We start from the raw sequence: 22,758 nt of genomic DNA, 5'->3' as shown, positions 1-22,758 counted from the left end.
AAGTGCTCCGTGCCGAAAAGCACTATCCTACACGCTATCCTGCACGCGACATGCACGCTGCCGCCATCCTGCTACACTGGCGCTATCTGATCAAGGAAGAAACATGGAATACGACTGCCTCGTGATGCCCTCGCCCGTGGGCGAACTGACCCTGGTGGCGCGCGGGGCGGCGCTGGCCGCCATCCTGTGGGAAAACGACAAGCCGAACCGCGTGCGCCTGGGCGCGATGCGCGTCGATGACAGTTGCCCCGTGCTGCAGGAAACGGCGCGCCAGCTGGGCGAGTATTTCGCCGGCACCCGCCAGCAATTCGACGTGCCGCTCGATTTTGCTGGCACGTCATTCCAGCAGGAAGTCTGGCGCGCGCTGCTGACGATACCGTACGGGCAGACGCGCAGCTATGGCGAGATCGCGCGCCAGATCGGCCGTCCCGCCGCCGTGCGCGCCGTAGGCGCCGCCAATGGCAAGAATCCCATTTCCATCATCGCCCCCTGCCACCGGGTGATCGGCGCCGCGGGCGAATTGACGGGCTTTGCAGGCGGCCTGCAGGCCAAGGAAACCTTATTGGCCCTGGAAGGCATCGCCCTGTCCAGCGACCGCGAAGCACTGAAGACGGGCCACGCCCGCCGCCGCGCCGTGCATGTTGATACGGCACAAGGTTGCTTGTTCTAGCCGCCTGTTCCTGTCACTCCCGGATGGCCACGCCATCCATTCAAGCAAACATATCAAAAATTATGCCGTATCTGTCCATCCTGCTGTTTGCTGTCCTGTATTTGCTGGCCACGTTCTTTTTCCACATCCCCGCCCTGGTCGCCCTCGTGTATGGCGTGCTGAGCCTGAGCTGTTTCGTCGCCTATGCGATCGACAAGTCAGCCGCCAAACAGGGACGTTGGCGCACCTCGGAGCGCACCCTGCTGCTGCTGGGACTGCTGTGCGGCTGGCCTGGCGCCGTGCTGGCCCAGCAGTGGCTGCGCCACAAGTCCAGCAAGCGTTCGTTTCGCGTGCTGTTCTGGATCACCGTCGCCCTCAATATCGCCGCTTTCGTGTATTTCAGCATGCATTACGCGGCGCCCGATATCGGCACCGAAGTCGCGCCGATCGAGCTGTAGGACCGCTGCGACCCGTCACTCGCCCAGCAAACGCAGCGATTCCAGCCAGTCCGCCTTCCATTCGCGCAGCAAGGGCTGCGTGGCGAACGCCTTCTTCAGGTGCGCCATCGGCACGCGGTGCACATCGTGCAGGCCGAACGCCAGGGTGACGGGATGCCACAGGTGGCTGTTCTTGCCGCCCCGCGAATTCTTGCGCACACGCGCGCCATCGTCGCCAAAGATGCCCACACCACTGGCCATGCCTTGGTCCAGGTCGACCTTGCCCACGCCGGCAAAGGCGATCAGAATTTGCTCGCGCCCCAGGCCCTTCAAGGCGCTGGGCAAGACAAACGGTGCTGCGTTGTCAGCTCCGGCTTCCGGCTCGGCCGGCTGCGGATGCTGCAACTCCTTGAGCAAACGCAACAGATCGCGCTCCTGGAAGTGCAAGCCGTCCAGCGGCACGCGCAAACCCGGTGCCTTCAGTTCGATGGAGATATTGCCGGAGTCGCGCGTAAAACGCAGCCAGACATCATCGGCGCCCGAGGCCAGGTGTTCTTTGTCGCCGATGAACACGACGGGCGCTGCATAGCGCGTCACGCCGTCGTGGAACAGCTCGGCCCACTCTTCGCTGTAATCGAGCCAGACAAACGGCAAGCCGCCCTGCTCCAGCAGGCGCGCCAGGGTCCACGGCGTGCCAGTCTGTTGCGCCAGCCAGGCACAGGCTTGGGTGGCGGTGGCGCGGTACGGCAAAGGAAGGGAAGTCATGGCGGTTCCGTCGATAAAAGTGGAACGCAGTGTAGCAGACGCCGCCCTCATCCCCTTGGGCAGGCGCAGCGGGCGCGCTGCGCCATGTGCTAGGCTGGAGGCATCAGCACGCGCCACGGCCATTCCGGCCGCGTGGCGCACTACCGCAGGGGGATTCACCATGCATTCGAGCACCAACGCCGCCACCACGCCCGCCCCGCCACCGGAGCGCGATTCGCCCACGCCGGCCAGCGAAAGCCATGCCGAGCAAGCGCTGGATGAAGCGCTGAAAGAAAGCTTTCCCGCCAGCGATCCGATCGCCATTGCCACCCCAAAACCGGTCGGCAAGACGCCCGCCTGAGGGCACGTCCATCGCGAAACCAGACCAGCCACCCTTGCGGTGGCTTTTTTTTCTGAACTGAATCCAGACGCCCCGCCCCCGCGTACATGGCTATGCCATGACCGAACGAAGTTACCACGCGGAAAGGAATCACCATGCAGCATTACAGCAAGAAGACGGACCCCATGGATCAGCGCCTGTACCTGGCCCAGCGCATCGACCGGGCCGATGCGCGCTTGCAACGCTTGCAACGCTTGCACGATGCGGCCGAGCGGGAACGCTGCGCGCAATGGGTCACTGCCTGGGCCGTGGCGGCAGGCGCCGACGCGCCGCGCGGCATGAAGCTGCGCATCCGCGGCGAATTCATTTTGCTTTGATCAAAGTAAAAGCCCCGCCCGATGCATGAGCACGGGGCGGGGCCAGTCAAGCCGACACGCGTCTACTTGGGCGTGTCGCGGTAGTGCTCGGGCGTCGTGTCGCCATCGGCGATTTCATACCACATTGCATTGAGCACGGCGAAGGTCGCCGCCAGCGGAAGACCCAGTATCCAGGCGAAATACCACATAGTTATATCCTTTCCTTAATTCTTAGTAGGCGTGACCGCTGTCGTCTTCGATGGCTTTTCCATCAACCTTACCCCACAGCACTTTATATACCCACGTCGTGTACGCCACGATGAGGGGGATGAAGACGGCCGTGACGACCAGCATGATGAACAGGGTCGTGTGGCTGGACGAGGAGTCCCACACCGTCAGGCTGGCGCGCGGGTCGATCGATGAGGGCAGGATGAACGGGAACATGGCTGCACCCACGCCGAGGATGATGCCGGCGATGCCAGCCGCGCTGGCCAGCAAGGCCGGCACTTCGCGGCGCGCGCGCTGGAAGGCGAACGCCAGCAGAGGGCAAAGCAGACCCAGCGCTGGAGCGATCCAGGTCCAGGGATGGGCGGCAAAGTTGAGGAACCAGGCGCCCACGTGCACTTCCGCCGTTTTCAGCATCGGATTCGACGGACCATCGACCACCACCGTGCTGCTGATGCGGTAGCCATCGACCCACAGCCACAGGGCCACGCCAGCCAGTGCATACAGCACGACTGTCGCGATCGCCGCCACGCTGCCGTAGCGGCGCGCCCGTTCGGCCACGGCACCGTCCGTTTTCAGCTGCAGCCAGGTGGCGCCGTGCATCACCAGCATGGCCACCGAGACGAGACCGCACAGCAGCGCGAACGGGTTGAGCAGCGCAAAGAAACTTCCGTCATAGAAGATGTGCATGTCCGGCGAGAAACGGAACGGCACGCCCTGCAGCACGTTGCCGATGGCCACGCCGCAGATCAGGGCCGGCACGAAGCCGCCCACGAACAGGGCCGCGTCCCAGCGGGCGCGCCAGCGCGGGTCTTCGCGCTTGCTGCGGAACTTGAACGCCACGGGACGCACAATCAGCGCCACCAGGATGACGAACATGGCCAGGTAAAAGCCCGAGAACGAGACGGCGTACAGCTGCGGCCAGGCCGCAAAGATGGCGCCGCCGCCGAGGATCAGCCACACCTGGTTGCCTTCCCACACGGGACCGATGCTGTTGATGACGACGCGGCGTTCCAGGTCCGTCTTGCCAACGAAGGGCAGCAGGATACCCGTGCCCAGGTCGAAGCCGTCCGTGATGGCAAAGCCCACCAGCAAGATGCCGATCAGCAGCCACCAGATCAGGCGCAGTGTTTCGTAAGAAATCATTTCATGCAAAATCATGGTCTGGCCCTCCTTAGGCGCGTTGAGTAGGAATGGCTGCGGCCGCTGGCGCGGGGGCCGGCGCCGTCTCTTCCGGCCCCTTGCGGATAGCCTTGAGCATGAGCTTCATTTCGATAATCAACAGCACGGTGTAGATGGCGGCAAAGCCGGCAATCGTGATCAGCAAGGTAGTCGCGCCCAGGTTAGAGACGGCCACGGCCGTCGGCAGCACGCCTTCGATCACCCACGGCTGGCGGCCCACTTCGGCCACGATCCAGCCCGCTTCAATCGCCACCCACGGCAGCGGGATGGCGAACACGGCCAGCTTCAACAGCCAGCGGTGCTTGTCCAGCGTGCGGCGCGTCGACAGGATGAAGAACGTGCCGGTGAGCAAGATAAAGAACATGCCCAGGCCCACCATCACGCGGAAGGACCAGAACAATGGCCCCACGGGCGGCACGGTGTCGAGCGCGGCCTTGCGGATCTGCTCGGGCGTGGCCTGGCGCGGGTCGTCGACATAGCGTTTCAGCAGCAAGGCGTAACCCATGGACTGGCCTTTCGATTCGAACATGTCCTTCGCCTCTTGCGGCACGGGCGCGCCCGGCGCCACGCTGCGGATGGTTTGCAGCGCGTCATACGCCTTGATGCCATCCTTGATCAGCAGCTCGCCGCGGTCGACCAGTTGCTCGATGCCGGGGATTTCCGTCGTCAGCGAACGCGTGCCGATCAAGCCCATCACCATCGGGATATGCACGGCGTAATGCGTCTCGCGCGCTTTCGCGTCGGGGAAGCCGAAAGCCGTGAAGGCGGCCGGCGCCGGCTCCGTGGTCCACATGGCCTCAATCGCGGCCAGTTTCATCTTCTGGTGTTCGGACGACAGGTAACCGCTTTCATCGCCCAGCACCACCACCGACAGCGAGGCGGCCAGGCCAAACGAGGCAGCCACCGTCATCGAGCGCTTGGCCAGCTGCACGTGGCGACCCTTCAGCAGATACCAGGCGGAAATACCCAGCACGAAAATCGACGCCGCCGTATAACCGGCCGACACCGTGTGCACGAATTTCGCCTGTGCAACAGGATTCGTCAGCACGGCACCGAAATCCGTGATTTCCATGCGCATGGTCTGCGGATTGAAGGCCGCGCCGACGGGATTTTGCATCCAGCCGTTGGCGATCAGGATCCACAGGGCCGAGAAGTTCGAGCCTATGGCCACCAGCCAGGTGGTGACCAGGTGGCCCCGCTTCGACAGCTTGTCCCAGCCGAAGAAGAACAGGCCGACGAAGGTCGCTTCCAGGAAGAAGGCCATCAAACCTTCGATGGCCAGCGGCGCGCCGAAAATGTCGCCCACATAATGGCTGTAGTAGCTCCAGTTCATGCCGAACTGGAATTCCATGACGATGCCCGTCGCCACGCCCATGGCGAAGTTGATGCCGAACAAGACACCCCAGAACTTGGTCATGTCGCGCCAGATGGGGCGGTTCGTCATCACGTAAACCGTCTCCATGATGGCGAGGATCACTGACAGGCCTATCGTCAACGGAACGAATATAAAGTGGTACAGAGCTGTCAGCGCGAACTGCAGTCTGGATAAAGCGACAATATCGAAGTCCATATGATTTCCTTGGTGTTTCCCTAATGTAATTGTAAACCTGGTATCTACATGCGGCTGTTCGATAGCTTCTGCTGCTGTAAGCTATCGGGCTGTGCCGCCCGCCCATCAATCGCCGCGCAAGCCGGCCAGCGCCGCCTCGAAGGCTTGTGTGCCACGGCGCGCGTCGCCCACGATGCGGCCATCGCGCAGGCTGACCAGCCGGTCCGCCAGCGCCGCTTCGCGCCGCAAGTGGGTGGCGATCAGCAAGCTGCGTCCGTCGCAGCGCGCGCGCAGGCGCTGCAGGACATCGATTGCCGCCTGCGCATTGAGCGCCTCGGTGGCTTCGTCCAGCAGCCACAGGGTCGACTCGTGCAGGAACAACCGCGCCAGCGCCAAGCGCCGCGCCTGCCCGCCCGACAAGCCCAGGCCGCCCTCGCCCAGCTGTGTGTCGAGGCCGCCCGCAAAGGCCCGCACCTCGTCATCCAGGCCGGCCGCCTGCAGCGCCGCCCACAGCTGCGCATCGCTGGCGGACGGATCGGCCAGGCGCAGGTTGTCGCGCAGGCTGTCCTGGAATAGTTCCGTCTTCTGGGTGAACAAACAGGCGCGCGGTGCGCTGACGGAACCCGACAATGGCGCCAGCTCGCGCGCGGCAAGGGCCAGCAAGGTGGACTTGCCCGCGCCGCTGGGGCCGATCAAGGCCACGCGCTCGCCATCCGCGATGTGCAGGGAAATATCATGCAAAATTGCAACATGGCTGCCTGCGTGCGCGCCGCTGACGTGTTCCAGGCGCAAGCCCGGCGCGGCACCAACGGACGGCGGCGGCACGTCCTGCCCATCTAGGCGCGGCGCCAGGCGGCGCATGGCCAGCAACATGCGCCCCGCTTCCAGCGCGCCGCGGCGCAAGCCCGCAAACGGCTCCACGGCCGTCAAGGCGATCAACAGGGCCAGCGCCGCCAGCGGCACATTCAGCGTTTGCTGCTGCACCAGCGCGGCCACGGCCAGCAGCACACCGGCCAGGGTCACGCTGCCGGCCACGCCATACGCGGCGCCGGCAGCCGTCTCCAGGCGCAGCAAGGCGAAATCGGCTTGCGCCAGCGAGCGATCGATTTGCCCCAGCGCCGCGCATTGGGCGTCGATGCGGCCCGCCATCACCAAGTCCGTCTGGCCCGCCACCAGGTCGATGGTGCCGGAACGCAGTTTTTCAATGGCGCGCGAGCGCACGATGGCGGGACGGCGGGCGCCGCGCGCCACCAGCCAGCTGATGCTACCGCCAGCGGCCAGCAGCCATGCGGCCAGGCCCAGGCCCAGCTGCCATTGCATCACGCCCAGCGCCACGCCGGCCAGCAAGGCCGCGCACAGTGCCGTAAAAGCCGGCACCAGCAGGCGCAAATACAGTGATTCGAGCGCGTCGATATCGGCCGTCAGGCGGAACAGCAGCTTGGCGGGCTGGCGCAGCAAGCGGCTGGCCGCTTCCGGGCGCGACCAGCCGCGAAACAGTTGCACGCGGATGCAGACCAGCGCAGCGAACGTGGCGTCATGCGTGACGAGGCGCTCCGCATAGCGCGAGCCCGTGCGGCCGATGGCAAGCAGGCGGATGCCGGCCGACGGGCCGAACACGTCGAACAGGATCGCGGTGGAGGCGTGCAGGCCGGCAATCGAAGTGGCCGTGATGAACCAGCCGGACAAGCCCAGCAAGGCCATGCCGGCCACCGCTGTCAGGGCCGCCAGCATGGCGCCACCGATCAGTTTGCCTGGCTGGGCCAGCAGCAATTGCCGCAGGACGGGATTCAATATGAGAGAAGTTTTCATGCGCGCGCCTCTTCCTTCTGCTCCTGCGCCTGCGCATCGACCTGCACCGTGCGCTGCAGGCGGCCAGCCAGCACCGGGTCGTGCGTGGCAACGATCATCGTCTTGCCCTTGGCCAATGCCAGCAAGGCGTCCGTGACGCGCGCCGCCGTTTCGCTGTCCAGGTGGGCCGTCGGTTCATCGACCAGCAGCAGGTCGGCATGCGGGTGCAGAGCCACGCGGGCCAGCGCCAGACGCACGGCTTCGCCGCCGGACAAGCCCTGGCCGCCATCGCTGAGCATGACGGCCGGCTGCGCCTGCGCCACGGCAGCCAGGTCGGCCAGGTGCAGCGCCTGCGTCACGTGCGCGGCGTTGGCGCCGATGCGGCCCAGGGTCACATTCTGGCTGACGGAAGCGGCAAACACGTGGGGGCGCTGGCCCATCCAGGCCATGCGCTGGCGCAAGGTATTGACGGTACTGTCGGTCAGGCGCACGCCGCCAATGCGTATCTCTCCACCGCTGGCGGGCAGCAAGCCGGCCAGCAAGGACAGCAAGGTGGTCTTGCCGGCGCCGCTGGCGCCCAGCAGAGCCACGTGTTCACCGGCACGCACGGTCAGGTCGAAGCGGTCGAATACGGGCGCTTCGCCGGGATGGGTAAAGCGCAGTTCACGGATGTCAATGGCGGGCGGTGCTGCCACCGCCATGGCGGCGGCGGAAACGGCAACCACCTCCACGCCGGCGCCAGGCAGGGGCACGCCATCGGCAGCCAGGTCGTGCAGGCCGGCCAGGCCCGCTTCGCCGGCCGCCTTGTCGTGCCAGACGGCGGCCAGTTCGCGCAGGGGCTCGAAGAACGCGGGCGCCAGCAGCAGGATGAACAAGCCCTGCCCCAGGCTCAGTTCCCGGCCCCAGGTGCCGAAATTGATGCTGCCCAGCAAGGAGAAACCGATAAACGCCGCCACCATGGCCACGCCCAGCGCGGAAAACAGTTCCAGCACGGCAGACGACAGGAAGGCGATGCGCAGTACCACCATCGTGCGCCGGCGCACGGATTGCGACGAGGCGTCCAGCCGTTCGGCCGTGGCATCGACGGCGTCGAGCGCGCGCAAGGTGGCCAGGCCTCGCAGGCGGTCCAGCAGGAAGGCGTTCATGCTGCCCATTTCCACCATCTGCGCGCGGCTGGCCGCTTGCGCACCCATGCCCACCAGGGCCATGAAGACGGGAATCAGGGGCGCGGCGATGAGCAGGATCAATGCGGCGATCCACGACAGGGGCGTCACCACGGCGAGGATCACGAGCGGCACGAGCATGACTTTCCAGCGCGCAGGCTTGTAGCGCACCAGATACGGCACGATGGCTTCGGCCTGCTCGGCGATGACACTGGCCGCCTGGCCCGACTGCGCGCGCTGGCGGTCCAGCGGCGAACGGCGCGCCAGCGCCAGCGCCACTTGCGCGCGCAGGCCAGACAGGTGCTCGCGCGCCGCCGCATACATGCGCCGCGCGCCCCACGCTTCGCAGCCGGCACGCAGCACGCCCAGCAGCAGCACGCCCGCGGCCGGCAGCAGGGCTGCGCGCCAGGGTGCACCGTCGAGCATGGCTTGCACGGCCCAGGCCAGCAAGGCCGCTTGCGGCAGCCACAGCAAGGCGGCGCCGCCTTGCGCCAGGCTGGCGGCACGGGGAAGCATAAAGCGGGGCAAAGACAGTGGCGTGGTCGGCATCTCTATATTTTTTTAGTTTTCAGAATTTTCTGTAAGTTCGATTTTTTGTATAATACTGCGAAACATGACATATATCAATTGACCCTACGGGTGTGGCGTGAAAAAATTCAGATAATTATGAAAACTCAACATATCCACATGACGCCGCTGATCCTGACCTTCGTCAGCCATTTCGGCGAGATGGGCAGCCGCTGGGGCTTTAATCGTACGGTGGGGCAAGTGTACGCCTTGTTGTTTGTCGCGGAGCATCCTTTACACGCGGACGAAATCGCGGAACACCTGAGTTTTTCACGCTCGAATGTGAGCATCGGCTTGAAGGAATTGCAGGGCTGGGGCTTGATCCGCCAGTCGCGCATCCCCGGCGACCGGCGCGAGTATTTTTCCTCGCTGGGCGATGTGTGGCAAATCTTCCGCGTCGTGGCCGCCGAACGCCGGCGCCGTGAAGTGGCGCCCACCCTGACAGTGCTGCGCGAAGCGCTGCTGGCGCCGGCCACGGAAGCCGTGGACCAGTATGCGCAGGAGCGCATGCGCGAAATGTATGAACTGGTCGACCTGGCCAACACCTGGTTCGACGACTTGCAGCGCCTGTCGCCCGAATCGATGGCGCAACTGATGAAAATGGGCGCCAAGGTGCAAAAGCTGCTCAATGCCAAGGACCGCCTGTTTGGCGTCAGCAATAACAGCGACTGAAGCCCCGCCTCCCCTCCTTCCCAAGCCGAGACGCCGCCAGCACAAACTGGCGCGCCTTGTCACGCCAGTTCCTGACCTCATGTCGGCTATCGCTAGCACAGCCATACATAGCGGTATGCGACGTTATCAACTAAACCAATAGAATTATTTAAATTGCATTAATTTACATCAGGGATAAGCTTTCATCTGCGTACTCGCTACGCGCAGGAAATAGCTAAAAACGGGCGATGGGATGACCTCTCAGGCATGCAGGGACGCGTCCCAACAATATGAAGCGACTGCCTTCAACAAAGGGGATTTTCATGAAAAGCATAAAGAGCATTGCCATCCGGGCATCCATGCTGACCGCGATGACCGTACTGGCCGGTGCAGCACAGGCTGCCACCTGGGTGGATGTGGGGCCGGCCAGCGGCTTCATCATCGCCGGCAGCACCGTTACCTACACGCCGTCGCCGGCACTGCAGGTGAAATACTATGACGACAATCTCGTACCGCAAAGCCCATCCGACATCCAGGGATATATCAATGGCGTCTTCGGCACCAGCCTGGGTGCGGCCGTATCGTATTGCGACAATGCCACCTCGGGCTGCACTGCCGGCACCACGGCAGGCTTGAGTGGCGGCGTCAATTCCTATACGAGCGCGGCCGCCTATGACTTCCTGGCCATCCACTTCGGCCAAGGCGAACTGGTCTTCCACTGGGCAGCCCCCGTGGCTGCCGGCACCACCTTCACGGTGGCCGGCCTGCCCAAGGATCTGAGCAATTACAGGGCCTTCATTTCCGCCGTGCCGGAACCGGAAACCTATGCCCTGCTGCTCGCCGGCCTGGGCCTGCTCGGTGTCATGGCGCGCCGCCGCCAGGCAAAATAGGAGCATCAAGCAAGACCTGCAACACGGCGCCGGCGCACCCATGTTTACAGCGCGCTTGCGCCGCGCTGCGCACTCTTTACACCGCCTTTATGCCGCTTTCGCTATGCTGGTTGGCACCACCGACACCCTTGCGAAGGAGCCTCCATGCATGAATCCCCATTCCAGTCGCGCGCACGTAGCGTGCTGCGCCAGCATTTGCCCGTGCGCGAACGGCTGCGCCTGGCACGTCTGGCGAGCAAGAAAATGCTGTCGGTATTGTCTGCGCTGCTGTGCGCGGTGCCGCTGCTGTATTTGCTGAGCGTGGTGCTGTTTGCGCAACCTTAGGGCCGCATGCGGAGAGACAGGAAAAGAGAAGAATGCGGCCGCATGACGCAAGCCGTGGCCAGTATGAAACTGGTCCGCCCAGAGGGAATCGAACCCCCATTCACGGTTTAGAAGACCGTTGTCCTATCCGTTGAACGATGGGCGGAAAGGTGCAGTATTTTAGTCCATGCGCGCCAGCAATGAAATGCCTGCGCGGAATAGAAAACGGGCTGTCATTTCTGACAGCCCGTTTATGACTTTGGTCGGAGTACAAGGATTCGAACCTTGGACCCCCTGGTCCCAAACCAGGTGCGCTACCGGGCTGCGCCACACTCCGAAGACAAGATAATAACGCCCCCACCCAATTTCGTCAATTGCCATAGACGAATTAGATGGAAATAACTATCGATCCCTGCCTTTAAACAGCGACCTTGTCGGCGATTCGGCGCGCCATCGATTCGGCCATCTCCTTGTCTTTCGCCTCGACCATCACGCGGATCAGCGGTTCCGTGCCCGAAGCGCGGATCAGCACGCGGCCCGTGTCGCCCAATTCAGCCTCGACCAGTTCTTTCTCGGCCACCATGGCGGCATTTTTTTGCCAGTCGAAACCGGGCGCCACGCGCAGGTTGATCAGGGTTTGGGGGAACAGCACCAGTTCGGCCAGGCATTGCTGCAGGCTCTGGCCGCTGCGCTTGAGCGCGGACAAGACTTGCAGCGCGGAGACGATGCCGTCGCCCGTCGTATGGCGGTCCAGGCACAGCAAATGGCCCGAGCCCTCGCCGCCCAGTATCCAGCCCTTTTCCTTCATGACTTCCAGCACGTAGCGGTCACCCACCTTGGCGCGGGCGAAGCCGATGCCTTGCTGCTTGAACAGCACTTCCAGCGCCATGTTGGTCATCAACGTTCCCACGGCGCCAGCCACGGGACCCGTCGCCAGACGGTCCTTGACCATGACATACAACAACTCGTCGCCGTTATACAAACGCCCCGTGGCATCGCACATGATCAGGCGGTCGGCGTCGCCGTCGAGGGCGATGCCGAGGTCCGCGCCATGCTCGATGACGGCTTCGGCCATGGCCTTTGTTGCCGTGGCACCAAAGCCAGCATTGATGTTGAAGCCATCGGGCTTGTTGCCGATGGCGATGACTTCCGCGCCCAGCTCATGGAACACGTGCGGGGCGATATGGTAGGCGGCGCCGTGCGCGCAATCGACGACGATCTTCAGGCCGCGCAAGTCCAGCTCGTTTGGGAAGGTGCTCTTGCAAAATTCGATGTAACGGCCCTGGGCATCGTCCAGGCGCTTGGCGCGGCCCAGCTTGTCCGATGGCACGCAAGCCATGGGCTCGTCGAGCGCCGCTTCGATTTCCAGTTCCACGCTGTCGGGCAGCTTGGTGCCCTGGCCGGAAAAGAACTTGATGCCATTGTCATGGTAGGGATTGTGCGAGGCGGAAATGACCACCCCGGCCGACAGGCGCAGCGCCCGCGTCAGGTAGGCAATCGCCGGCGTGGGCATGGGGCCGGCCAGCATCACATCCACGCCGGCGGCCGACAGGCCCGCTTCCAGCGCCGCTTCCAGCATGTAGCCGGAAATGCGCGTGTCCTTGCCGATCAGCACCGTCGGGCGCGCCTTGCCGCCTTGCGACTTGGCCAGCACCTTGCCGGCCGCATAGCCGAGGCGCATGACGAAATCAGGAGTGATCGGAGCCGTGCCCACCAAGCCGCGAATGCCATCGGTGCCAAAATATTTACGCGTCATAAATTTCTCTTTTTGTTGTTTATAATGAATCTTACAGCTTCAGTGCGCCATGCGCCAGACCTTCAGCGCATCGACGGTTTCAGCGACATCATGCACACGGATAATTTCTGCACCTTGCGCTACCGCAGCAAGCGCACCGGCAACACTGCCGGCCAGGCGCTGCTCGACGGGACGTCCTGTGACGGCGCCTATCATCGACTTGCGCGACAGGCCCGCCAGCACGGGCAGGTCCAGTTCGCTGCGCAACTGGCGCGTGGCGCGCAGCAAGGCATAGTTCTGTTCCACCGTCTTGCCAAAGCCAAAGCCGGGATCGATGCACAGGCGCTCGCGGGCGATGCCGGCCGCTGTCAGGGTGTCGATGCGCTGGTGCAGGAATGCAATGACTTCGCGCACCACATCCTCGTATTGGGGTTGATACTGCATGGTTTGCGGCACGCTTTGCATGTGCATGATGCACAGCGCGCAATCGCTATCCTGCACGGCCTCGATGGCGCCTGGCGCACGGAAACCGTTGATGTCGTTGATCATGTCGGCACCCGCCAGGATGGCTTCGCGCATCACTTCGGGTTTGTACGTGTCAACGGACAGGGGCTTGCCGCAGTCGCGCAAGGCGTACAGCACCGGCATGACGCGCTGCAACTCGTCCTGCAGCGGCAACGGCGGCGCGCCGGGACGACTCGATTCGCCGCCGATATCGATGATATCGACGCCATCAAGCATCATCTGCTCGGCGCGCGAGAGGGCAAATTCCAGGTGTTGATACTGGCCCGCATCGGAAAAGGAATCGGGCGTGATGTTCAGGATGCCCATCACCAGCGCCTGCGTGCCCTGCAGGTTGAAGCCGAAGCGGCCGAATTGCAAATAATGTCGCATGTAACTCTTTTTAGTCGTCAGGAAAAGACTGCTGCGGCAACGAAAAAGGGTAAGGATTGCTCCTTACCCTCGCTCTTACCATGCCATTGCATGCCACCTATCAAGCAGTGGTCGCTATCAGGCCGGCGCCGTCACGTTTGGCGAGATGCCGCCCGTGCCGCTGTCACCACCCGCATTGCGGCGTGGCGGGATGACTTTCGGTGGGCGCGGCTCCAGGCCGGCCATGATGTCATTGATTTGCTCTGCATCAATGGTTTCCCATTCCAGCAAGGCCTTGGTCATCATTTCGACCTTGTCGCGATTGCTTTCCAGCAAGGTGCGCGCCAAAGCATATTGCTTGTCGAGAATGTTGCGGATTTCAGCATCGACCTTTTGCTGGGTCGCTTCCGAGATCGTCTTGGTGGCGCCACCGAAGAAACCTTCATTTTCGCTGTCTTCGTAGACCATCACGCCCATGCTGTCGGACATGCCGAAGCGGGTCACCATGGAACGGGCCAGCTTGGTGGCACGCGAGAAGTCGTTCGACGCGCCGGTGGACATCTGTCCCACGAAAATCTCTTCGGCGATACGGCCACCGAACAGGATGGAAATTTCTTCCAGCATCTTGTCCTTGTAGGCGGACAAGTTGTCGTGTTCCGGCAACTGCCAGGTCAGGCCCAGGGCCCAGCCGCGCGGCATGATCGTCACTTTATGCACGGGATCGGCTTTCGGCAGCAGCTTGGCCACCACCGCATGACCGGACTCATGGTAAGCCGTATTGCGACGTTCTTCCTCGCGGATGATCATCGATTTACGCTCAGGACCCATGTAGATCTTGTCTTTCGCATCTTCGAAGTCGGCCATTTCCACCAGGCGCTTGCTGCGGCGGGCGGCAAACAGGGCTGCCTCATTGACCAGGTTGGCCAGGTCCGCACCCGAGAAACCAGGGGTGCCGCGGGCCAGGATATCGGCTTTCACATCGGTACTGATAGGTACTTTACGCATGTGCACGTTCAAGATCTGCTCGCGGCCGCGGATATCGGGCAAGCCGACGGTGACCTGGCGGTCGAAACGGCCCGGACGCAGCAAGGCTTTGTCGAGCACGTCGGCGCGGTTGGTGGCGGCCACGACGATCACGCCGGAGTTCGCCTCAAAACCGTCCATCTCGACCAGCAACTGGTTCAGGGTCTGTTCGCGCTCGTCATTGCCGCCGCCCATGCCGGCACCGCGGTGACGACCGACAGCGTCGATTTCATCGATGAAGATGATGCATGGCGAATGCTTTTTCGCGTTCTCGAACATGTCGCGGACACGGGAAGCACCCACGCCAACGAACATTTCCACGAAGTCGGAACCGGAAATCGAGAAGAAAGGCACCTTGGCTTCGCCGGCGATGGCGCGCGCCAGCAGGGTTTTACCCGTGCCCGGAGGACCGACCATCAGCACGCCGCGGGGAATGCGGCCGCCCAGTTTCTGGAATTTGCTCGGGTCCTTGAGGAAGTCGACCACTTCGTTGACTTCTTCTTTCGCTTCGTCGCAACCGGCGACATCGGCGAAGGTGACGGTGTTGCTGGCTTCATCCATCATGCGCGCCTTCGACTTGCCGAACGAGAACGCCCCGCCCTTGCCGCCGCCTTGCATCTGACGCATGAAGAACACCCAGACGCCGATCAACAGCAGCATGGGGAACCAGGATACAAAAATAGTTTGCAGGAACGACGCCTCCTCAGGCGGGCGCACATCGAAATGCACGCCATTGTCGCGCAGGTCGCCGATCAGGCCCTTGTCGAGACTGGTGGCGGTGGTACGCACCTTGGTGTCGTCCATCAGCTTGGCGGTAATCGACGAACCTTCGATCACTACCTCCTTGACGCGCTTGCCTTTGACTTCATCCAGCAAATCGGAATAAGCGATGGCCTTGCTGCCGCCTGTGGCGCCATGACTGTCGAATTGCTTGAACAGCATGAACAACAGCAGCAATACGACTACCCAGATGGCAGATTTGGAAAACATGTTATTCACGAAGACTCCTTGGATGCAGTGTGCATCTCTTTACCAATAGCTAGAAACACGATTTTACTCGCAATAAGCGGGCCGTGCCAAAGCCCGCCGATCCGTGCGCGCGAAAAAACCGCGTTCACGCAAAAAAAATGCAGTATAAACAATTTAGGCTTTTATGCCATCAGACGCTACTGCACTTCTCGTTCCCATGTGCGGATTCCCGCTTAAATATCAAGGGCGGAATCATCTTCTTGTACGGCATTTTTCAGCGGATTCTTGAGACCACGCCCCATCAGGAAGATTTCTGACGATTTATCGCGGCTGGCCTTGGGCTTTTTCTGCACCACGACCTTGAATTCGGCGCGGAATTTCTCCACGATCTGGCTGAAACCCATGTCTTTGAAGCATTTCACCAGCAACACGCCAGATGGTTTCAAATGCAATTGGGAAAATTCGATGGCCAGGTCGATCAAATGCTCCATGCGCGCGGCGTCCGCCGTGGCGATGCCCGACAGGTTCGGCGCCATGTCCGACAGGACCACGTCGACCTTGCGTCCCTGCAACACCACTTCCAGCTGGCGCAGCACGCGCGCTTCGCGGAAATCGCCCTGGATGAAGTGAAAATCGGCGATCGGCTCCATTTCCAGCATGTCCAGGCCAATCAGGGTACCATTGACCCCGCCGCCGTCCTTGCCGGCCAGCTTGCGCCGCAGATACTGAGCCCAACTGCCAGGAGTGCAACCAAGGTCGACAATTACCTGGCCATGCTTGATCAGTTTTTCGTCTTCATCGATTTCTTTGAGCTTGTATGCTGCCCGGGCGCGGTAGCCCTCTTTTTGCGCCAACTTCACATAAGGATCATTTATGTGGTCGTGCAACCAGTTTTTGTTTAATTTCTTCTTTGCCATTCGCGTAGAATACTGCTTTTAAGGGAATTACTAAATATTATTATGCTAAAACTTACACCCGTAGAGCGCAGCGCACTGCGCGCCGAAGCACACGCGCTGAAGCCTATCGTCATCATTGGCGAAGCGGGCTTGACACCTGCTGTCCTCAAAGAGATCGACCTTGGCCTGGATTCGCACGGTCTGATTAAAGTCCGCGTGTTCGGCGACGACCGCGAAGCCCGCGTCGGAATGTACGATACGATTTGCGGCAATCTCGGCGCCGCCCCGGTACAACATATTGGCAAACTGCTGGTAATCTACCGTCCGAAAAAAGAAGTGGTTAAGGAGAAGGTCAGCGCCGGCAAAGGCATGCGCGAAGTGACCATCGTCAAGGCCAGCGCCAGCGGCACCAAGCGCCCCAGCGTGACGAAAGTCATGATCAAGGGCAATGAGCGCGTTACCGAAGGCGGTTCCATCAAGCGTGCCAAGCCACGTCAGAAAAGCGCCAAGAAAAGCGCACTGGGCAGCAAGTAAGCCTGTTCACCCGACAACCGCAAGGCTGCCGGGCTTGAAACAAGAAGCGGAGCACGGGATATTCCCTGCTCCGCTTTTTTATTACAACCACCCCAACAGCAAAGGCTGGGGTCAGACCCGACGGGGAATTTCGTCCCAATGGGAAGAAATCCAATCTCGAAGAGACTGACCCCGGATTTTTTTGCCCCTGGGGTTAAAACAATTACTGTTGTTTCCAGATCAATACGCCCGCCAGCAAGCTCTGCACGGCAAAGATCAAGGTCGACACGCCATGCAGCATGCCGAAGCGGCTGCGCATGGCCTCGTCCATGATGCCCGACGGCGCTTGCGCCTTGAGCTCGGCCATCAGGGGCGAGATACCAAAATGGCTGAGCAGCGCGCACACCAGCATCGACAGCACCAGCGCGGCCAGCAGGCGCCTGCGCTTGAGCTCCAGCGCGCCGGGGCTCCACTGCAGCAAGGCCAGCAGTATCAACGCACAGGCGATGGACAGCCAGGCCTCGGCACGGAACATGCTGCCGGCGATATTGCCTGCCAGCACGCGGTCGCTCAGGGTGCCAAACAGCGTGGGTGCCACGATGAAACCGATGGTCCACAGGCTGCCGGCCCACAGGGTGGCAACGAGGAGGCGCACGCGGGCGAGCATCAGATGTACAGCACTTCCAGGATTTCGTATTCGCGCGGGCCGGACGGCGCCTGCACTTCCACCACGTCGCCGGCGTACTTGCCGATCAGCGCGCGGGCGATCGGGGACGTCACGGACACTTTGTTCTTTTTCAGGTCGGCTTCATCGAGGCCCACGATCTGGTAAGTGACTTTCTGGCCCGATTCCAGGTCTTCCAGGTTCACGGTCGAGGCAAAGACCACGCGACCTTCCGCGTCGAGCGCGGTCGGGTCGATGATTTGCGCTGCGCCCAGCTTGCCTTCGAGCTCGGCGATGCGGCCTTCGACGAAGGCCTGGCGTTCCTTGGCGGCATCGTACTCGGCATTTTCCGACAGATCGCCGTGCGAACGCGCTTCAGCGATCGCATCGATGACGATGCGGCGTTCCTTGGTCTTCAAATGATGCAGCTCTTCTTTCAGAAGTTCTGCGCCGTATGTGGTCAATGGGACTGAGGTCATGTTATCTCTACTATCTGCTAGTTATCGGCGCCGTTGTCCGTGTTTCGTCACGGTTAACGGATGCACCAAGTGAAAACCACAGAGGCCGCGCGCTGCTCTGCACGGAACTCTGTGGTTGATAAGCATGCAGTGTACCGCCTAACGGCGGCCACTGCAAATGACACGCTTAGTTCAAGGTCTTGTGCAGGCCTTGCAGATCGTACACGCGCAACTCATCCAGATGGCGGATGCCTTCGACGGCCGCTTCCGCGCCCGCGATGGTGGTGTAGGTCGTCACGCGCGAGGCCAGGGCCGAGGTGCGGATGGCCCGCGAATCGACGATGGCGCTGCGTTTCTCTTCCACGGTGTTAATCACCAGCACGATTTCATGGTTCTTGATCATGTCGACGATATGCGGACGGCCTTCGATCACCTTGTTCACTGGCGTGACGGCGATGCCGGCAGCAGCGATCACGGCGGCGGTGCCCTTGGTGGCGACCACGGTGAAACCGGACTCGACCAGGTCACGCGCCACTTGCACGGCGCGCGGCTTGTCCGACGCTTTCACGCTGATGAAGACCTTGCCCGATTTTGGCAGGTTCACGCCAGCGCCCAGTTGCGATTTCACAAACGCTTCGCCGAACGTCAAGCCCACGCCCATGACTTCGCCTGTCGATTTCATTTCAGGGCCCAGGATGGTGTCCACGCCCGGGAACTTGACGAACGGGAACACGGCTTCCTTGACGCTGAAATATGGCGGCACGACTTCCTGCGTGATGCCTTGCGAGGCCAGCGATTGGCCGACCATGCAGCGAGCAGCAATTTTCGCCAGTTGCAAGCCCGTGGCTTTCGAGACGAAAGGCACGGTGCGCGAAGCGCGCGGGTTCACTTCCAGCACGAAGACGACATCTTTCATTTCGCCGTCAATTTCCTGCTTCTGGATGGCGAACTGCACGTTCATCAGGCCGACCACGTTCAAGCCCTTGGCCATCAGCGCCGTCTGGCGCTTCAGTTCTTCAATGGTTTCCGGTGCCAGCGAATACGGCGGCAGCGAGCAAGCCGAGTCGCCCGAGTGTACGCCAGCCTGTTCGATGTGTTCCATCACGCCGCCGATAAACGTCGTTTCGCCGTCGGAGATGCAATCGACGTCGCACTCGATGGCGTCGTTCAGGAAGCGGTCCAGCAATACTGGCGAATCGTGCGAGACCTTGACCGCTTCGCGCATGTAGCGCTCGAGGTCGCGTTGCTCATGCACGATTTCCATGGCGCGCCCACCGAGCACGTACGATGGACGCACGACCAGCGGGTAACCGATTTCCTGCGCCAGCGCCAAAGCGTCGGCTTCCGTGCGCGCGGTGCGGTTAGGCGGCTGGCGCAATTCCAGCTTGTGCAGCAGTTGCTGGAAACGCTCGCGGTCTTCGGCCGCATCGATCATGTCGGGCGAAGTGCCGATGATCGGTACGCCATTCGCTTCCAGGTCCAGCGCCAGTTTTAATGGCGTCTGGCCGCCGTATTGCACGATCACGCCCACCGGTTTTTCGATGGCGACGATTTCCAGCACGTCTTCCAGCGTCAAGGACTCAAAGTACAGGCGGTCCGAGGTATCGTAATCGGTTGAAACCGTTTCAGGGTTGCAATTGACCATGATGGTCTCGTAGCCGTCTTCGCGCATGGCGAGGGCCGCGTGGACGCAGCAATAGTCAAATTCGATACCCTGGCCGATACGGTTCGGGCCACCGCCCAGCACCATGATCTTTTTCTTGTCGGTCGGATTCGATTCGCACTCTTCGTCGTACGTGGAATACATGTACGCCGTGTCGGTCGAAAATTCCGCTGCGCAGGTATCGACGCGCTTGTAGACGGGACGGATGTTCAGCGCATGGCGCTGCTGGCGCACGGCCGTGTCGGTCGTCTGCAGCAGGAAGCCCAGGCGGCGGTCCGAGAAGCCCTTCTGTTTCAACTTGTACAGGGTGTTCTTGTCCAGGTTTTCCAGCTTCTGCGTGTCCAGCCACAGTTCCAGGTCGACGATTTCCTTGATCTGGATCAGGAACCATGGGTCGATCTTGGTCAGGTTGTGCACTTCTTCCAGGGTGAAGCCCTGGGCAAACGCATCGCCCACGTACCAGATGCGTTCAGGACCAGGCTCGCCCAGTTCTTCTTCGATCTTTTCGCGGTCCTTGGTTTTCTCGTTCATGCCGTCCACGCCCACTTCCAGGCCGCGCAAGGCTTTCTGGAACGATTCCTGGAAGGTACGGCCAATCGCCATCACTTCGCCGACCGATTTCATCTGCGTCGTCAGGTGATGGTCGGCGGTGGGGAATTTCTCGAACGTGAAACGGGGGATCTTCGTGACAACGTAATCGATCGACGGTTCGAACGAGGCCGGCGTGGCGCCGCCCGTGATTTCATTGCGCAGCTCGTCCAGGGTGTAACCGACGGCCAGCTTGGCGGCGATTTTCGCAATCGGGAAACCCGTCGCTTTCGATGCCAGCGCCGACGAACGCGAGACGCGCGGGTTCATCTCGATGACGATCATGCGGCCATCGACAGGGTTGATCGAGAATTGCACGTTCGAGCCACCGGTGTCGACGCCAATCTCGCGCAGCACTGCCAGACTGGCATTGCGCATGATCTGGTATTCCTTGTCCGTCAGCGTTTGCGCTGGCGCCACCGTGATGGAGTCGCCCGTGTGCACGCCCATCGGGTCGAGGTTTTCGATCGAGCAGATGATGATGCAGTTGTCCGCCTTGTCGCGCACCACTTCCATCTCGTACTCTTTCCAGCCCAGCAACGATTCTTCGATCAGCAGCTCTTTCGTCGGCGAAGCTTCCAGACCGCGCTTGCAGATGGTTTCGAATTCTTCTTCGTTGTAGGCGATGCCGCCGCCGGAACCGCCCATGGTGAACGATGGACGGATGATGGTCGGGAAGCCCAGCGTGCGCTGCACGGCCCACGCTTCTTCCATCGAATGCGCGACGCCCGACTTGGCCGAACCGAGGCCGATCTTGGTCATCGCGTCCTTGAACTTGGAACGGTCTTCCGCCTTGTCGATGGCTTCAGGTGAGGCGCCGATCAGCTCGACGTTGTATTTCGCCAGCACGCCATTGTTGAACAGGTCCAGCGCGCAGTTCAGCGCCGTCTGGCCGCCCATCGTCGGCAGGATGGCGTCAGGACGCTCCTTGGCGATGATGCGCTCAACGACCGACCAGGTGATCGGTTCGATGTAGGTCACGTCGGCCATTTCCGGATCCGTCATGATAGTCGCAGGATTGCTGTTGACCAGGATGACTTTGTAGCCCTCTTCGCGCAGGGCCTTGCACGCTTGCGCGCCGGAATAGTCGAATTCACAGGCCTGGCCGATCACGATCGGGCCAGCGCCAATAATCAGAATACTTTTAATATCTAAACGTTTAGGCATTTTTCTTTTTCTCCTCCGCAGCCATCAAGTTGATGAAGCGGTCAAACAGGTAAGCAACATCCATCGGGCCCGGCGACGCTTCAGGGTGGCCCTGGAAGCAGAAGGCCGGCTTGTCCGTGCGGGCAAAGCCCTGCAGGGAGCCGTCGAACAGCGATTCATGGGTCACGCGGCAATTCGCGGGCAAGGTTGCCGCGTCGACGGCAAAACCGTGGTTTTGCGAGGTAATCAAGACTTGCTTGGTTTCCAGGTCTTGTACCGGGTGGTTGGCGCCGTGGTGACCGAACTTCATCTTCAGCGTCTTCGCGCCGGAAGCGATCGCCATGATCTGGTGGCCGAGGCAGATGCCGAAGGTCGGGATGCCCTTTTCGATCAATTCGCGGGTAGCAGCGATGGCGTAGTCGCACGGTTCCGGGTCGCCAGGACCGTTCGACAGGAAGATGCCGTCCGGATTCAGTGCCAGTGCGTCGGCCGCCGTGGCTTGCGCCGGCAGCACGGTGACTTTGCAGCCGCGTGCCGTCAGCATGCGCAGGATGTTGCGCTTGACGCCGTAGTCGAAGGCGACCACGTGGTATTTCGCGTCCGCGTCGGCCAGCTGGCCATAGCCTTCGCCCAGCGTCCATTCCGTTTCGCGGTACTCGTAGGCGGCCTTGCTTGATACGACCTTGGCCAGGTCCATGCCGGCCAGGCCGGGGAAGGAGCGGGCCAGTTCCAGCGCTTGCGCGGCGGATGGCTCATTGCCTTGCGTGCCAACGAGGATGGCGCCGCCCTGCGCACCTTTTTCACGCAGGATGCGCGTGAGCTTGCGTGTATCGATGCCGGCGATGGCGACGATATTTTCAGCTTTCAGGTAATCGGACAGGGAAAGCGTGGAACGGAAATTGGATGCCAGCAATGGCAGATCGCGGATGATGAGGCCAGCGGCGTGTACCTTGGAAGACTCGACGTCTTCCGGATTGACGCCCGTATTGCCGATATGCGGATAGGTCAGGGTGACCATCTGGCGGCAATAGCTTGGGTCGGTAAGGATTTCCTGATACCCGGTCATGGAGGTATTGAAAACAACCTCGCCCGTGGTATGACCGGCGGCACCGATCGAAAAACCTTTAAAGATCGTTCCATCAGCAAGCGCTAATATGGCTGGAACGGCAGGGCCAGAAAAAAATGGCGGCAAGGGCAACTCCTGATAAAGTTACCGTAGCTGCGCCACGTCAGACCGACCGCCTAATTACCCGAGCCAGATGCACTCAGGGTGTTTCAACGGTCATTTTGAATGAGGGGATGGGTAGTCGCTACGGTATATGTGTGATTGGCTAAACCTTTGAATTATAACCAAAAGGAAGCTTTTCCACAAGGAAGAAAATGTAG

Annotated in this window: 22 protein-coding genes and 2 tRNA genes; 8 read left to right on the top strand and 16 right to left on the bottom strand. The window is 61.5% G+C overall.

The window, feature by feature from the left end; translation table 11 throughout:
- Positions 1-103 precede the first annotated feature (103 nt).
- Positions 104-670, top strand: coding sequence for a methylated-DNA--[protein]-cysteine S-methyltransferase (locus ACQ4WP_RS14415; protein WP_436521658.1), 567 nt, complete (start codon positions 104-106; stop codon positions 668-670).
- Positions 671-732: 62 nt separating this feature from the next.
- Positions 733-1,107: a DUF1294 domain-containing protein gene (locus ACQ4WP_RS14410; protein ID WP_436521656.1), complete on the top strand. Its 375-nt coding sequence runs from the start codon at positions 733-735 to the stop codon at positions 1,105-1,107.
- Positions 1,108-1,122: 15 nt separating this feature from the next.
- Here the strand turns inward: ACQ4WP_RS14410 and ACQ4WP_RS14405 are convergent, their stop codons facing one another.
- Entirely contained in the window at positions 1,123-1,851 is a 729-nt protein-coding gene (locus ACQ4WP_RS14405; protein ID WP_436521654.1) for a hypothetical protein, read from the bottom strand.
- Positions 1,852-2,011: 160 nt separating this feature from the next.
- Here ACQ4WP_RS14405 and ACQ4WP_RS14400 point away from each other — a divergent pair, with 160 nt between their 5' ends.
- Together ACQ4WP_RS14400 and ACQ4WP_RS14395 are read left to right on the top strand one after the other, a co-directional pair.
- Positions 2,012-2,191, top strand: a complete 180-nt coding sequence (locus ACQ4WP_RS14400) for a hypothetical protein (RefSeq protein ID WP_436521652.1) — start codon at positions 2,012-2,014, stop codon at positions 2,189-2,191.
- 134 nt (positions 2,192-2,325) lie between these two features.
- Positions 2,326-2,547, top strand: a complete 222-nt coding sequence (locus tag ACQ4WP_RS14395; RefSeq protein WP_436521650.1) for a hypothetical protein — start codon at positions 2,326-2,328, stop codon at positions 2,545-2,547.
- Positions 2,548-2,609: 62 nt separating this feature from the next.
- Here ACQ4WP_RS14395 and cydX read toward each other — a convergent pair whose 3' ends face one another.
- The 5 genes from cydX to cydD form a co-directional block, all read right to left on the bottom strand.
- Complete coding sequence (gene cydX, locus ACQ4WP_RS14390; RefSeq protein WP_436521648.1) at positions 2,610-2,735, bottom strand: cytochrome bd-I oxidase subunit CydX; 126 nt, start codon at positions 2,733-2,735, stop codon at positions 2,610-2,612.
- A 22-nt stretch (positions 2,736-2,757) separates the two neighbouring features.
- Complete coding sequence (gene cydB, locus ACQ4WP_RS14385; RefSeq protein ID WP_436521646.1) at positions 2,758-3,912, bottom strand: cytochrome d ubiquinol oxidase subunit II; 1,155 nt, start codon at positions 3,910-3,912, stop codon at positions 2,758-2,760.
- A gap of 13 nt (positions 3,913-3,925) precedes the next feature.
- A complete protein-coding gene (locus ACQ4WP_RS14380; RefSeq protein WP_436521644.1) occupies positions 3,926-5,503 on the bottom strand; it encodes a cytochrome ubiquinol oxidase subunit I in 1,578 nt (525 codons plus the stop codon).
- Positions 5,504-5,608: 105 nt separating this feature from the next.
- On the bottom strand, positions 5,609-7,291 hold the full coding sequence (locus ACQ4WP_RS14375; protein WP_436521642.1) for an amino acid ABC transporter ATP-binding/permease protein: 1,683 nt from the start codon (positions 7,289-7,291) through the stop codon (positions 5,609-5,611).
- Positions 7,288-8,982, bottom strand: a complete 1,695-nt coding sequence (gene cydD / locus ACQ4WP_RS14370) for a thiol reductant ABC exporter subunit CydD (RefSeq protein WP_436521640.1) — start codon at positions 8,980-8,982, stop codon at positions 7,288-7,290. Before cydD ends, ACQ4WP_RS14375 begins: the two co-directional genes overlap by 4 nt.
- A gap of 117 nt (positions 8,983-9,099) precedes the next feature.
- Between cydD and ACQ4WP_RS14365 the strand changes: the two genes are divergently transcribed.
- The 3 genes from ACQ4WP_RS14365 to ACQ4WP_RS14355 all read left to right on the top strand — a co-directional run bounded on the left by ACQ4WP_RS14365 (position 9,100) and on the right by ACQ4WP_RS14355 (position 10,865).
- Positions 9,100-9,672 carry a GbsR/MarR family transcriptional regulator gene (locus ACQ4WP_RS14365; protein ID WP_436521638.1) on the top strand — a complete coding sequence of 191 codons (573 nt, stop codon included), beginning with the start codon at positions 9,100-9,102 and terminating at the stop codon, positions 9,670-9,672.
- A 302-nt stretch (positions 9,673-9,974) separates the two neighbouring features.
- Positions 9,975-10,541: a PEP-CTERM sorting domain-containing protein gene (locus ACQ4WP_RS14360; RefSeq protein ID WP_436521636.1), complete on the top strand. Its 567-nt coding sequence runs from the start codon at positions 9,975-9,977 to the stop codon at positions 10,539-10,541.
- 144 nt (positions 10,542-10,685) lie between these two features.
- The gene (locus ACQ4WP_RS14355; RefSeq protein WP_436521634.1) at positions 10,686-10,865 is read left to right on the top strand and encodes a hypothetical protein; all 180 of its coding nucleotides are present in this window, start codon (positions 10,686-10,688) and stop codon (positions 10,863-10,865) included.
- Positions 10,866-10,935: 70 nt separating this feature from the next.
- Here ACQ4WP_RS14355 and ACQ4WP_RS14350 read toward each other — a convergent pair.
- The 6 genes from ACQ4WP_RS14350 to ACQ4WP_RS14325 all read right to left on the bottom strand — a co-directional run bounded on the left by ACQ4WP_RS14350 (position 10,936) and on the right by ACQ4WP_RS14325 (position 16,361).
- Positions 10,936-11,010: transfer RNA gene (locus ACQ4WP_RS14350), tRNA-Arg, on the bottom strand.
- A gap of 94 nt (positions 11,011-11,104) precedes the next feature.
- Positions 11,105-11,181 (bottom strand) — tRNA-Pro (locus ACQ4WP_RS14345).
- An 81-nt stretch (positions 11,182-11,262) separates the two neighbouring features.
- Positions 11,263-12,600: a phosphoglucosamine mutase gene (gene glmM / locus ACQ4WP_RS14340; protein WP_436521632.1), complete on the bottom strand. Its 1,338-nt coding sequence runs from the start codon at positions 12,598-12,600 to the stop codon at positions 11,263-11,265.
- A gap of 39 nt (positions 12,601-12,639) precedes the next feature.
- Positions 12,640-13,473, bottom strand: coding sequence for a dihydropteroate synthase (folP, locus tag ACQ4WP_RS14335; RefSeq protein ID WP_436521630.1), 834 nt, complete (start codon positions 13,471-13,473; stop codon positions 12,640-12,642).
- A gap of 117 nt (positions 13,474-13,590) precedes the next feature.
- Positions 13,591-15,474 (bottom strand): ATP-dependent zinc metalloprotease FtsH, encoded by a 1,884-nt coding sequence (gene ftsH / locus ACQ4WP_RS14330; RefSeq protein WP_436521628.1) that lies wholly within the window; start codon positions 15,472-15,474, stop codon positions 13,591-13,593.
- 203 nt (positions 15,475-15,677) lie between these two features.
- A complete protein-coding gene (locus tag ACQ4WP_RS14325) occupies positions 15,678-16,361 on the bottom strand; it encodes an RlmE family RNA methyltransferase (RefSeq protein ID WP_096234939.1) in 684 nt (227 codons plus the stop codon).
- 42 nt (positions 16,362-16,403) lie between these two features.
- On the opposite strand from ACQ4WP_RS14325, the gene ACQ4WP_RS14320 reads away from it, so the two are divergent.
- Positions 16,404-16,874, top strand: a complete 471-nt coding sequence (locus tag ACQ4WP_RS14320) for a YhbY family RNA-binding protein (protein WP_010397237.1) — start codon at positions 16,404-16,406, stop codon at positions 16,872-16,874.
- A gap of 202 nt (positions 16,875-17,076) precedes the next feature.
- On the opposite strand, the gene ACQ4WP_RS14315 is transcribed toward ACQ4WP_RS14320, so the two are convergent.
- The 4 genes from ACQ4WP_RS14315 to carA form a co-directional block, all read right to left on the bottom strand.
- On the bottom strand, positions 17,077-17,520 hold the full coding sequence (locus ACQ4WP_RS14315) for a DUF4149 domain-containing protein (protein WP_436521626.1): 444 nt from the start codon (positions 17,518-17,520) through the stop codon (positions 17,077-17,079).
- A complete protein-coding gene (gene greA, locus ACQ4WP_RS14310; protein ID WP_426073060.1) occupies positions 17,520-17,996 on the bottom strand; it encodes a transcription elongation factor GreA in 477 nt (158 codons plus the stop codon). Before greA ends, ACQ4WP_RS14315 begins: the two co-directional genes overlap by 1 nt.
- A gap of 166 nt (positions 17,997-18,162) precedes the next feature.
- Positions 18,163-21,393 carry a carbamoyl-phosphate synthase large subunit gene (gene carB / locus ACQ4WP_RS14305; RefSeq protein ID WP_436521624.1) on the bottom strand — a complete coding sequence of 1,077 codons (3,231 nt, stop codon included), beginning with the start codon at positions 21,391-21,393 and terminating at the stop codon, positions 18,163-18,165.
- On the bottom strand, positions 21,386-22,564 hold the full coding sequence (carA, locus tag ACQ4WP_RS14300) for a glutamine-hydrolyzing carbamoyl-phosphate synthase small subunit (RefSeq protein WP_096234936.1): 1,179 nt from the start codon (positions 22,562-22,564) through the stop codon (positions 21,386-21,388). The genes carB and carA overlap by 8 nt, the downstream gene beginning before the upstream one ends.
- Between the last annotated feature and the right edge of the window lie 194 nt (positions 22,565-22,758).

Origin of the sequence: Janthinobacterium lyxosi (assembly GCF_051380665.1) — a bacterium.
In the GTDB taxonomy this organism is placed as follows: domain Bacteria; phylum Pseudomonadota; class Gammaproteobacteria; order Burkholderiales; family Burkholderiaceae_D; genus Janthinobacterium.
The sequence above is the reverse complement of the archived record's forward strand: the minus strand, read 5'-3'. Positions and strand labels throughout refer to the sequence as shown.